11 protein-coding genes and 1 riboswitch are annotated in these 12,268 nt (G+C 42.6%); of the genes, 6 read left to right on the top strand and 5 right to left on the bottom strand.

The annotated features are described in order from the left end of the window. Positions 1–133 precede the first annotated feature (133 nt). Positions 134–541 (top strand): hypothetical protein, encoded by a 408-nt coding sequence (locus tag N0824_RS17070; RefSeq protein ID WP_108937616.1) that lies wholly within the window; start codon positions 134–136, stop codon positions 539–541. 225 nt (positions 542–766) lie between these two features. Here N0824_RS17070 and N0824_RS17065 read toward each other — a convergent pair whose 3' ends face one another. The 4 genes from N0824_RS17065 to rimI form a co-directional block, all read right to left on the bottom strand. Beyond that, complete coding sequence (locus tag N0824_RS17065; protein WP_002782090.1) at positions 767–1,273, bottom strand: DUF1269 domain-containing protein; 507 nt, start codon at positions 1,271–1,273, stop codon at positions 767–769. 96 nt (positions 1,274–1,369) lie between these two features. Then, positions 1,370–1,987: a CP12 domain-containing protein gene (locus tag N0824_RS17060; protein ID WP_036388153.1), complete on the bottom strand. Its 618-nt coding sequence runs from the start codon at positions 1,985–1,987 to the stop codon at positions 1,370–1,372. Positions 1,988–2,077: 90 nt separating this feature from the next. Further along, positions 2,078–3,268, bottom strand: a complete 1,191-nt coding sequence (locus N0824_RS17055) for a glycosyltransferase family 4 protein (protein WP_108937615.1) — start codon at positions 3,266–3,268, stop codon at positions 2,078–2,080. A 38-nt stretch (positions 3,269–3,306) separates the two neighbouring features. Then, a complete protein-coding gene (gene rimI, locus N0824_RS17050; RefSeq protein ID WP_108937614.1) occupies positions 3,307–3,885 on the bottom strand; it encodes a ribosomal protein S18-alanine N-acetyltransferase in 579 nt (192 codons plus the stop codon). 890 nt (positions 3,886–4,775) lie between these two features. Between rimI and N0824_RS17045 the strand changes: the two genes are divergently transcribed. Both N0824_RS17045 and N0824_RS17040 read left to right on the top strand, forming a co-directional pair. Next, positions 4,776–5,756 carry a sodium-dependent bicarbonate transport family permease gene (locus N0824_RS17045; RefSeq protein ID WP_108937613.1) on the top strand — a complete coding sequence of 327 codons (981 nt, stop codon included), beginning with the start codon at positions 4,776–4,778 and terminating at the stop codon, positions 5,754–5,756. A 72-nt stretch (positions 5,757–5,828) separates the two neighbouring features. After that, positions 5,829–6,146, top strand: a complete 318-nt coding sequence (locus N0824_RS17040) for a P-II family nitrogen regulator (RefSeq protein WP_108937612.1) — start codon at positions 5,829–5,831, stop codon at positions 6,144–6,146. 153 nt (positions 6,147–6,299) lie between these two features. On the opposite strand, the gene N0824_RS17035 is transcribed toward N0824_RS17040, so the two are convergent. Then, positions 6,300–6,878: a DUF3172 domain-containing protein gene (locus N0824_RS17035; RefSeq protein WP_045357147.1), complete on the bottom strand. Its 579-nt coding sequence runs from the start codon at positions 6,876–6,878 to the stop codon at positions 6,300–6,302. Positions 6,879–7,032: 154 nt separating this feature from the next. Beyond that, positions 7,033–7,196, top strand: a riboswitch (cyclic di-AMP (ydaO/yuaA leader). 232 nt (positions 7,197–7,428) lie between these two features. On the opposite strand from N0824_RS17035, the gene N0824_RS17030 reads away from it, so the two are divergent. The 3 genes from N0824_RS17030 (at position 7,429) to N0824_RS17020 (ending at position 12,115) form a co-directional block, all read left to right on the top strand. After that, positions 7,429–8,766, top strand: a complete 1,338-nt coding sequence (locus tag N0824_RS17030; RefSeq protein ID WP_108937611.1) for an ArsB/NhaD family transporter — start codon at positions 7,429–7,431, stop codon at positions 8,764–8,766. Between the two features lie 106 nt (positions 8,767–8,872). Then, a complete protein-coding gene (locus tag N0824_RS17025) occupies positions 8,873–10,045 on the top strand; it encodes a glycosyltransferase (RefSeq protein WP_108937610.1) in 1,173 nt (390 codons plus the stop codon). Positions 10,046–10,099: 54 nt separating this feature from the next. Further along, on the top strand, positions 10,100–12,115 hold the full coding sequence (locus N0824_RS17020; protein WP_108937609.1) for an ABC transporter ATP-binding protein: 2,016 nt from the start codon (positions 10,100–10,102) through the stop codon (positions 12,113–12,115). Positions 12,116–12,268: the final 153 nt, after the last annotated feature.

Genomic DNA, 12,268 nt, shown 5'->3' with positions numbered 1-12,268 from the left:
CTGTTTAAAAGGTATAGGGGGAGTGGGAAGTGGGGAGAAACAATCCATAATTTGGGAGTTAATCACACGATTAAAAACCGATTTGGTAGAATGATAAAGATAAGAGCGAATTGAAATTATAGGACTTTAATCAATGACCACCACCACTACTACCGATAATGATTTAAAAAGACTAGAAGATTTAATCCTCAATGGACAGAAGATGATCGAACATCGATTCAACGATATCGACAATCGACTCACTACCATGGACAATCGACTGATTGAGGTGGACAATCGATTGAATTTGATCGAGAATGGACAAGCGGAAATGAAAGCTGATGTCACCACTGTTCAAAAAGATACTACCGATTTAAAGATTGAACTCACGGAAGTTAAAGGTGATATTAAAACTCTTGATAGTAAGTTTGATGACATGAATAAACGCTTAGAGAAAGTCGAAGGAACCCAAAAAAATCAAATTTGGACATTCATAACTGTCCTAAGTGGTTCTTTACTAGCCGTGGGATTTAGAAGTTTTTTTATCAACAATAATCCCTAATCTCAGCAAGAGAATTGCTATATAACAGTTTTATGAGAAAGGCTGTTAGTTAATCGTCGCTGTTCCCTGTTCCCTTCTCTTAGCATTAACTTGAATTTTGTCTGGCTACTTCAAATGACTGATAACTAATATTAATAATTATCGTACCTCATGAGATTAGGAAATTCTCTAAAAAAGCAAAAAGGGAAATATATTCCCTTTTTCTGGCTTTTATGGACCCATATCCTAAACGATTTCGGGTTTAACACCCCTTTGGTCGAGAATTTTCTGTAATTCAGCTTCGTCGGTTTTGGTCAAAGAAGTGCGTAACACTTTACCTCCGTAGGGGGCCACTTCATCAAGGACCTTATCGGGGGTAACTTTTTGGACGAGAACAAAGAGAGCAGAGGTGCTGGGCTGCAGGGTTTCTCCCAATTCCCGCATAAAATTGTCATCCACACCGATATCACTTAAAGCACCTCCCAAAGCGCCACCAGCAGCACCGAGAACAACCCCCAAGAGAGGGGATAAAAAGAGTGTACCGATTAATAATCCCCAGAAACTGCCACTAGCGGCTCCGGCTGCCGTTAAATTGACCGCTTGCTTGAGTTTAATCTCGCCTTCTTTGTTTTTAACCACTACGGCAGCATCTTCTAACTCGATCAGATGTTCCCGTTGCAGTTTAGCCAAAGTTAAACGAACTTCTTCTGCTTTAAATTCGTCCTCATAGGCGATGACAAATAGATCAGCCATGGTTTTTCCTCGATTATTAGCAAATAAAACCTTTATACACTACTTTTGCCGGATTAAAAAGTTTGAGTATGGGAGAATACCGAAAACCGATGGAGATTAGGTGTCATAGATACGCGCTTCAAAAGCATCGGGATTTTCTTGACAGTATTCCTCAAAATAGGTTTTTTCTGGTTTTTTAGCGCGTTGGTGTGCCAATTCTGCCTGTAATTCCTCAACAACATCCCAAGCTGCGGCACAATCAGGAGAATTTCCTCCTTTTTCAGCACAAACTGCCCGGGCAATATCTCTAGCTTTGATAATCTCCGCTTCTAAATCAAGACTGCGGGGCTTTTCGACGGCGTTACCTTTATGGAGAATGTCACTAACAGAGATAACACCGAGCAAACCGCCTTTAATTACTGGTGCGAAACGAATACCAGTATTAGCAAATAAGCGGGCCACATATTCAACCCCGAGGTCGGGATTAATCACGATGCAGGGTTTGCTCATCACTTCATAGACGCGCACTTTTTGCGGATCTTGACCGAAAGCGACGACTTTATAGACAATATCAGTTTCAGTGATAATTCCGTAGGCATCTTCATCGTGACGGCGGTCAACAATGAGAGTTCTAATGTTCTTTTCTCTCATCAATTGTACTGCTTTGGCAACGGTTTCAGAACCTTTAATCTTGGCCACCTCCGTGGTCATAATTTCAGCTGCTTTCATAGTCATAGTTGGAGAAGTTAAGTTGTGCCTTTGTTATTTTAGGGTATAAACTGACCCCTAATACTGACGGCTGACAGCTAAAAAACCGCTCCCTGATTAACGCCATTCCACCAGTTGTCGTTCTTGGACAACCAAACCATATACTGTCTCGGTTTGACGGGCTAAATTCGCCCAATGAAAGCGTTTTTCTAGGTCTTCGTAGGCGTTATTAACTAATTCTTGGGCGTATTCGGGATGATTTAAAACCTCCAAAATGCCCCAAGCGAGGGAATCGGGATTATTGACCCGGGTGACAATTCCCGTTTGACCATGACGGACAACTTCGGGAAAACCGCAGGTATCGGAAACTACCACGGGAACCCTAGCGGCGAAACTTTCCAGGGCGACAATGCCAAAAGGTTCGTAAAGACTGGGAAAAACGGCACAATCGGCCACGGTTTGGAAGCGATCGAGGTTTTCATCGGACATAAAGCCCGTAAAATAACAATGATGCCAGATACCGAGATGCCAGGCCTGTTGTTTGAGTTTGTCGGTATTGCCGCCACCGATAATCACAAATTTAGTTTTAGCCTCGGTGTGAGCGAGGACTTTTGGGGCAGCGTTGAGTAACACCGAAACCCCCTTTTCAAAGGTCATGCGCCCGACGTAATAGACGATTTTTTCGTGATCTTCGGCATATTGACGACGAAAAGCTCGGTAATCAAAGTTAGGGTCTCTTTGCTTTTTCTCGGCCCGAATACCGTTATAAACCACATCGATTTTATCCCAGGGTGCGCCCAAGGCCCGATGGACTTCATGACGCATATAGCCGGTACAGACGATAACGCGCCAAGCATTATAGACGAGGGTTCCCTCTTTGCCGGCGATATAGCGTTGGGTGTCGGTGTGCAGTCCGTTATAACGTCCGTATTCCGTGGCGTGAATCGTGGCAATCAGGGGTATTTTAAAGAGATGTTTCAGGGCGATGGCTGCATCCCCTACTAACCAATCGTGGGCATGAACAAGGTCAAATTTTCCGTATTCGGCGATTATTTTGCCGCCTTGTTGTCCCATGCTGTTATTCATGTTGACCACCCAATGGAAAAAGTCATTGCCGGGGGGTACGGGGACGCGGTGGATGTGAATACCTTCCACCAGTTCATAACTGGGGGCCTGACCGAATTCGATCGTGATTAAATGGACTTCATGACCGAGTTTGACGATTTCGGGATAGAGTTCGGCGACATGACGGGCGATACCGCCCACTAATCGCGGTGGAAATTCCCACGCCAAGACTAAAATCCTCATTTTTCCCTAACCTCGACCTGATTTAAGCTTGTAGGTAATCATGACATCCCCATGGTATCTATTTTGGCTCTGGTTTCTTCCTCTAATTGCCACTCTCCCTGCGCCAGTCTGGAAAGGATTTCTTGGCGCCACTTGTTTAATTGTTCCCGAAAAGCGGCCGTTTGTAGATCGTTGCGCCAGAAAATTAGGGCCGATTCGCCAGTTTGCGAATAATAATTTTTCCGCTCTCCAGCGACGCGGAAGCCAAAATGCTCGTAGAGTGCGATCGCTGAATGGTTCGATACCCTTACCTCTAGCGTAGCCCTTTCCAGTTGTCTTTGTACAGCCTTTTCAAGAAGTTTGTAGAGAAGCAGTTTTCCTAATCCTTGTCTTTGATAGTCGGGATAAATTGCCAGGAGAGTAATATGCGCTTCTTCGAGAATTGCCCAAAAACAAGCCAATCCGATTAGGGTTTCGTCCTTCTGGTCGAGGGTAAGAATTAATAATTCACTGTTGGGGCTGTTTAATTCCCGTTCATAACCGGATAGGGTCCAAATACCGCCGAGACTGCTGCGATCAAGTGCTACCATGGCGGCAAGATGTGGGGATTTTGGGGTTTTAAGCTGGATTTTTGGCATTGATCGGGGAAGGGAGCAGGGTGTGGGGTGTGGGGGGAGTGGGAATTATGAATTATGAATTATGAATTGGGGAAGTGGGGAAGTGGGGAAGTGGGGAAATTCAACTAAAACCCCAAAACCCCAACCCCCAACACCTAAAACCTGTCTCCTGTCTCCTGAATCCTGTCTCCTGAATCCAATGGTAGATGTGGGATTTTTGCAGGAGTTCTATTTTCCGACAAAGATAAGTAAAAATTATTTATTTACCGCAAAACTTGAGAATATTTAAATTAACATTCCGCAATATTTATAAATTCTTAAAAATTAATTGAGAAAGATTTTTATTTAACAACGATGTTATCATGGTTACAGCGATTTTACTGAATTTCATAATCGGATATTCTGTGCTTTTTTGGGCAGCAATGGTTGAAACCCTTGCTACACCTAGAAGGTGATCCTAATTAAGACGGGTAAATCAGTCAATTTCACCCACAACGATGATCTTTTTTTTGTGTAGTTTTATTGCAAAAAAAAAGTTTTTTTGACAAAAAGCACAAAGTATGATATGAACCCAAGTGATTTCTGGCTGCGAGTAATTATTGTAGAGGGGGAGAGGGGAGAAAAGCTGACGACTTCAAGATAACAAGGGACGAATCTAAAACCTAATTGGTTAAGTTAAAAGCTTTGATGTACTTAGTTTCTAACCTTCTTTTTAGGTAGGAGAATTGTCAGATTCTGTCTTTTGCCTCTTGACTGTTGCCTCTTGCCTTGAGAAGCTGATCACTGAAACATCACCCATCTTAATTTTTTTGGGCGGCCATCGTTAAGCACTTTAATCGGGTTCTTAACATTTTCTCAATATTGCCAAAATCAAATAGTATAGATTGAAATAACTCAATGTAGGCAAACCTATGGATGGCAGCTTAATCCTGTTCAACATTCTCAATCCGCCGGTTTTGTTCTTTTTCTTGGGAATGCTGGCAGTGTTTTTTAAATCCGACCTAGAAATTCCCCAACCACTGCCTAAACTCTTTTCTCTCTATCTTTTGATGGCGATTGGTTTCAAGGGAGGCTATGAACTAGCGGAAAGTGGCATCAATAACCAAATCGCTTTAACTTTGATTGCCTCTGTGGTTATGGCTTGCATCGTTCCCATTTACACTTTCTTTATCCTGAAAATTAAACTCGATAGTGCCAATGCTGCAGCGATTGCCGCAGCCTATGGTTCCATTAGTGCCGTTACTTTCATCACCGCCAGTTCTTTTTTAGAAAAACTTCATATTTCCTATGGTGGTCACATGGTAGCGGCTTTAGCTTTAATGGAATCGCCGGCGATTGTAGTGGGTTTAATCCTGGTGCGAGTCTTTAAAGAGAAAAATGGCCAAGAAGAAGCGTTTTCTTGGTCAAAAGTTTTACATGAAGCCTTTTTAAATGGCTCGGTATTTCTCTTAGTCGGTAGTGTTATTATTGGTATCCTCACAGGGGAAAAAGGCTGGGAAAAATTACAACCTTTCACTCAAGGTATTTTTTATGGTGCGTTAACTTTCTTTCTGCTTGACATGGGATTAGTGGCGGCGAAAAGAATCCGAGAATTAGGCAAAACTGGTTCTTTTCTCATCGGTTTCTCGGTGTTCATTCCCGTCATCAATGCTATAGTTGGCATTCTCATTGCTAAGGTTCTCGGATTTGAAGAGGGTAATGCTTTATTATTCGCTGTTTTGTGTGCCAGTGCCTCTTATATTGCTGTTCCTGCGGCCATGAGAATGACTGTTCCTGAAGCGAATCCTAGTTTATACGTTTCTATGGCCTTGGCTTTAACTTTTCCTTTCAATATCATCATCGGCATTCCTCTGTACCTAGAGATGATCAAAATCATTGGCTTCGGAGTCTAAAAAGCCAGGTCAGTTTTAAATAATTCCTGTCAAATTTTTCTCTTTCACTTGTACCTTTTATACTTAACTACCATGCTTGAATCGCCGCATCCTTCCCTAGAAACTGTCAAAAAAGTGGACATAATTGTTAGTCATGCTTTTCTGGAAGAAACCTTAAGCGTTCTTGATGTTGTCGGAGTTTCCGGTTATACTGTCTTTGGCAATACTTCGGGAAAAGGCGATCGAGGTTTATCCTGTGATGACTTGGATTGTGATTACAGTGGTAGCTACATTATGACGGTTTGTAATAGTGACGAACAACTTAATCGTCTGATCGATAAAATTCAGCCTTTTTTAAAAAAAGCTGGCGGAATTTTTGTGGTGACTACGGCCCAATGGCTAAGTCATTAGACCTCTTGTAAAAATCAAAAATTGTCGTAGTTAATTAGGAGTCAGCCCCGATGAAAAAATTTCACCCCCACAGATAAAAGAGGTTTCCTTCCCTACACCCCACACCCCACACCCTCTTTCAAGTCAGCAGTCAGGAGAAAGATATTTTCTGGTTTAGAATTTATCTGTATCTGGTCTGGGACCAACAGCGCCGGCGGGATTAACAAAAAGATTGCCCCCGGCTTCATTTTGGAAGATACAATCGATTTTCGGTTTGCCTTCCAGGGGGCCGGTATAACCAAAAGTATTCATCCGGTTTTTACAGCTTTGTACCTGCTGTCCATCGACTAATTTTTGTTGTTCTAAAATTGACCAGTTATTGCGTCGCAAAACGCAACCGGGTTGCATGACTGGTTGGGTGACAAAAACATTAAAGGGGTTAAGAGTGACATAAACCCGCAAATCGGTGACAATGGCACTGGCCCCAAATTGCACGCATAATTCCGCATTGGGGGCGCTGCGATCGATTACTTCCCGGGAAGCGACGTTTTCGGGGCTAAAATTAGCGGTAGAACTGAATACCAGACCTAGACCCACTCCTAGTACAAAAATACCGCCAATCAGGGCGATCATGGCATAGTTTAATTTTGCCAATAGGCCCCCAGGGGACGAACTGCGGGAGTCATCGCCATAGGATCGGTCATAATCACGGTCGCGTGATCGGGGAGGAGTATAACGAGGTCTTCTATTCATAGAAATTTCTGCTGTGGCTGCTATGGCGGTCAGTCGTTAGCTATTAGCTTATCATTGTTCTATCCTAGCAACCCGGGGGATAACCGACGGGATAGGTCTAGTATAGGGCTATATAGTTTTTTTTGGGTTAGTATGCTATGGTGGATCACTAAACAGAGTAAGTCAGCCTAATCCAAGTTTCTATGCTAGATATTAGCTAGACAAATTCGGAGCGGAGGAACCATATTTGGGGCGTATTTCTAGATTTTTTAGCCTAGAAAAGGATATCTCTCTATCCTAGCCCGTCAGCTAACTTCGTCGGCGTGGGGGGGAAGACTGAAACATCACTACATTCCTAGTAATGTCTTGATCGGTTCAGTTATGTCGCTGGTACTACTTGATAGTCATAACTTACAGGAGACATTGTTTATGGAGATTCTCATATCAGCTTACCGATCACAACAATTTTAAGATTTTCCGTAGATAACCATATTTTCTATGAGTTTGCTGTAAATTCTTCGGGCAAACTTTTAGTCCTATTGAGAAACCGAGAGTAAAAACAGGATCAAAAATGCTGGAATATTTACCAATGTGGATTGCTGCGGGGACTTTTATTGCAGTCATCGTCGTGATTATGTTCGAGTGGCTTCATATTACCGTAGCGGCTTTACTGGGAGCTTTAATATTAGTTTTTACCCATATCATGACTCTCCAGGAGGCGGTGGGTTATATCAGTCGCAGTTATGCCACTCTCGCCCTATTTTTTGGGGTAATGGTGTTAGTAAGAGCCTTTGAACCAACGAAAATTTTTGATTATTTAGCGGCACAAATGGTGCTTTTAGCCAAGGGAAAGGGGAAATTATTACTAATAGGAATTGTCGCCATTACTACCCCAATCTGTGCGGTGTTACCCAACGCTACCACGGTGATGTTATTAGCACCTCTAATTCCTCCCTTAGCTCAAGATATAGGCGTGGATTTTGTGCCGCTCTTAATCCTGATGGTTTTCGTGGCCAACAGTTCCGGGTTATTAACTATTGTTGGTGATCCCGCTACTTATATCGTCGGTGATTCTATTAATATCACCTTCATGGAATACCTACAGCGTTTGAGTTTAGGTGGTGCCTTGGCAGTGATTACCATTCTGGTTATGTTACCTTGGTTATTCCCGAAAATCTGGAGGACAAAATTCGAGCATTTAGAAGACTTACCCCATCCGAAGATTGATCATCCTCGCGTCTTAGCCGTGGGGGGAATTATCGTCTTTTTGGTCTTATTTTTATTCGTCGTCGGTGAATCTTTTCCCGTACCCATTTCTCCCGCTGCCGTTGCTTTGATGGGGGCAACTTTAGCCCTACTTTTAGCCCAGCAATCGAAAATCGATACGGTGCATAATATTCTCCGAGATGTGGACTGGAGTACCCTATTATTTTTTATGTCAATTTTTGTCCTAATTGGCGGCTTAGAAAAAACTGGCGTAGTTAATAGTGTATCGGGACTTCTGGCGATAATTTTAGGCCAAAATATCTTTTTAGGTTCTCTAGTCTTGCTGTTTTTTGTCGGTTTTGTTTCCAGTGTCGTTCCGAATATTCCCCTAGTGGTGGCCATGGTTCCACTACTGAAACAGTACCTTGTTAATGTTAATTTAGTCGGGACTGAGGTTCTTTCCCCCGATTATGCCGGTTCCTTTCCCCCAGAAGTTTTACCGCTTTTCTATGCGATGATGTATGGAGCCACCCTAGGGGGTAATGGTACGTTAGTGGGAGCTTCTTCTAATATTGTCGCCGCCGGCATCGCTGAACAACACGGGGGCAAAATCACCTTTCATACCTTTCTGCGCTACGGTTTACCGGTGATGTTTACTCAGTTAGTCGTCTCGGCTATGTATATGTTAGTTTTCTTTGTCTAGTCCATCTCTGGGGGAATTAATGTTAAGTTCGCCTAAGATTGACAAAAACGTTAACATTGATTAACATTCTCCTATCGTGCTAGATAATCTGGATTGATCGGCGATCATGAACAAAAAAATCTCTGTTTTAGCACCAGATTTATCCGGTGGTGGTGGCACAAGAGTCTATTTGATTGCTCAAGTCTTGCAACAGCTAAACTGTCAGGTGACGGTCTATGGTCCGATTTTTGGCCAGGAAATCTATCCAACCCCACCGGGGAATATACCGGTGGTATCGGTCAAAGGCAATAATTATCCCCAGTTTTTTGGCCAGATCAAAACTTTACTCGATCGCCTCTCCGGAGAGATTATCTATGCGGTTAAACCCCGTCCCACCAGTTTCGGCATCGGTTTACTGAAACGTTTTTTTTCCCCACGTCCCCTAATTCTCGATATTGACGATTGGGAAATGAGTTGGTTTGGTGGTGATCGATGGTCCTATCGTCCTCATCCCCGACAGTTAGCTAGGGATATCCTCAAAAAAAATGGTGCGCTTAGGGATCCGAATTACCCTCTTTATCTGCGCTGGATGGAAAATTTAATTAACCAAGCTGATGCGGTGACGGTTAATAATCAATTTTTGCAAAAGCGTTATGGGGGGATTTATTTACCGAATGGCAAGGATACGCAACTTTTCGATCCCAATCTCTACGATCCTGTCGCTTGTCGTCAAAAATACGGTTTATCTGCCTATAAAGTCTTAATGTTCCCGGGTACTGCTAGACCCCACAAAGGTTTAGAAGATGTCTTAATCGCTTTAGATCAAATTGGTGATCCTGATTTTAAATTGGTGGTGGTGGGTGGTCGCCAAATCGGGGATGGCTATCTGGATAGTTTGTTAGAAAAAGGTCAACCTTGGTTAATTCATTTGCCTGCTCAACCGATCGATCGAATGCCGGAAGTTGTGGCCGCTGCCCATGCTATTATCGTTCCCCAGAGGGATGAAGCCACGGCTAACGCGCAATTTCCGATTAAACTCACCGATGGTATGGCGATGGCTAAACCGATTATTTCCACTAAAGTGGCAGATATACCGGGAGTTTTAGCTGATATTGGCTATTTAGTCGAACCTAGATCACCAGAGCAACTAGCTGTCATGATTAGAGAGGTTTTTAAAGATCTCGACTCGGCTAATGCACGGGGATTAAAAGCGAGAGAGCGCTGTATCGCCTCCTATAGTACCACCGCCATGGCGACAACTCTCTCTGGCATAATTACTTCTCTGGAAGGGAAATATTAGAGTCTAGCGAGTAGGATAATTGACCGTTGACTATTTACCTTATTACTTATAGCGATGAATCCTAATCAAATTCTGCTTAAATATACGCTGAAACACTGGATATTAGTGGTTTCCAGCATTGTTATCGGCTTTGCCAGTACCATATTTAATGGGGTAGGAACTGTTTTAGTTATCCCCCTACTAATTTCTTTTATTAATCCCGAAAATGATCTCTTAAAAAATGCCCCTCAAATTATCAAAAAGCTGCTCTCCGTTTTCGAGGTTTTCTCGGTTGATACTCGTTTTTTCTGGATGTTTGCGGCGATATTAGGGATTTTAATTCTCAAGCACATTACCAATTTTGTTAGTAATTTGTTAGGCACTTACTTATCTTTGATTATGGCAAGAGATATGCGAATTGATTCAGTTATTATGCTGCTAGAAGTGGATATAGATTATTATGTAAAAAGTAAAACAGGAGATATTTATAATTGTTTTATGTCAGAGATTAATCGAGCCGTGGCATCGATTAGAAATTACATAAATCTGATTAAGGTTATCGCCACGGCCTTCATGTACTTGGCTATTTTATTATCAATTTCTTGGCAATTAACTATTCTTTCTAGTGTTTTGGGGGGCTTTTTAGGTCTGCTTAATCAATACTTTGTCAAGAGATCGAAAAAGTTTGGAGAGATTATCACCGTAACGGCTAAACAGCAAACTAATAAACTGTTGGAACTGTTAACGGGCATTCGCATAATTAAAGCGGTAGGCAATGAAAGATACGAATTAGAATCTATTGTAGAGGATATCGAAGCCCGGGAGAAAGCGGGTGTAGATGCCCAGACTAATAATGCTGTAATCGCCCCGCTTAATGAGCTCGGTGGTGTAATTATTATTGCTTTAATTATCATTGCTGGTCGTTATCTTTTTAATGAACAACTTCAAGCCTTGGCGACAATTTTATTGACCTATCTCTATGTACTTTTCCGGGCCTTGCCGATGGTTAGTCAAATTAACAGTGCTAGGGGTAGTCTAGTAGGTGATGTTTCCGCAGTAGAGGTGGTAGCAGATTTTCTCATTCGAGAGAATAAACCATTTATGACTAATGGCTCTATTCCCTATCAAAGATTAGAGACAGGCATTCATTTTGATAACGTTCAATTTTCCTATCCCGGTCATCAAGAATTAGTTCTCAAGGGCATCGATCTTTGGATTCCAAAAGGAAAAATGATCGCTCTTGTTGGTGCTTCGGGGGCCGGAAAATCGACAATTGCCGATTTATTACCACGCTTTTATGACCCTACAGCCGGGAGAATTCTTTTTGATGGTCACGATTTACGCGATTATGAGATCAAATCTCTGAGAAAAGCGATGGGAATAGTCAGTCAAGATACTTTTCTCTTTAATAATTCTCTACGTTTTAATATTGCCTACGGACTAAGCAATGTTAGTGATGCAGAAATTTTAGCGGCGACAAAAAGGGCGAATGCCTACGAGTTTATCTCCAAACTGCCAGAAGGACTGGATACGGAAATTGGCGATCGGGGAGTGAGACTTTCGGGAGGACAAAAACAAAGATTAGCGATCGCTCGTGCCTTACTGCGAGATCCGGATATTCTCATTCTGGATGAAGCTACAAGTGCGTTAGATACGGTTTCTGAGCGTTTAGTACAGGAAGCGATCGATGAACTCTGTCGCGAGCGCACTACTCTTGTGATCGCGCACCGTCTTTCCACTGTTCAAAAAGCCTATCAAATTGTGGTGCTGGACAAGGGAAAAGTGGCAGAAATCGGCAATCACGAGGAATTATTAGCTCAAGGTAGTCATTATGCCCGTTTACACGCTCTGCAATTTAGTGATAGCAAAGAGGACGACTCTAAGAATAGGGAAGATGAGCAAAAAAGAAAAGCTTATTTATCCTACGAAGCGAGAAGCAGTCTTAATAGTCTTTTAGGTTCTTTGCGTCTGGTATCTGAGGATTTAATCGATGATTCTCAGGAGAAACAGGAAATTTTAGAAGAATCCTGTAGTTCAGCTATGCGACTTCTCCACATTATCGAAGACTACGAGCATTCTTCTCCTCGATAGAGCTGCTGCAAAAATCCCACATCTACCATTGGGTTAGAAGTCAGTTATCAGTTATCAGTTATCAGTTATCAGTTCACTGAGAAAACTCCCTACACCCCACACCCTACACCCTACACCCCACACCCCACACCTCACACCCTCTTTCAAGTCAGG

It is taken from the genome of Microcystis sp. 0824, assembly GCF_003112475.1.
GTDB classification, from domain to species: Bacteria; Cyanobacteriota; Cyanobacteriia; order Cyanobacteriales; family Microcystaceae; genus Microcystis; species Microcystis aeruginosa_C.
The sequence above is the reverse complement of the archived record's forward strand: the minus strand, read 5'-3'. Positions and strand labels throughout refer to the sequence as shown.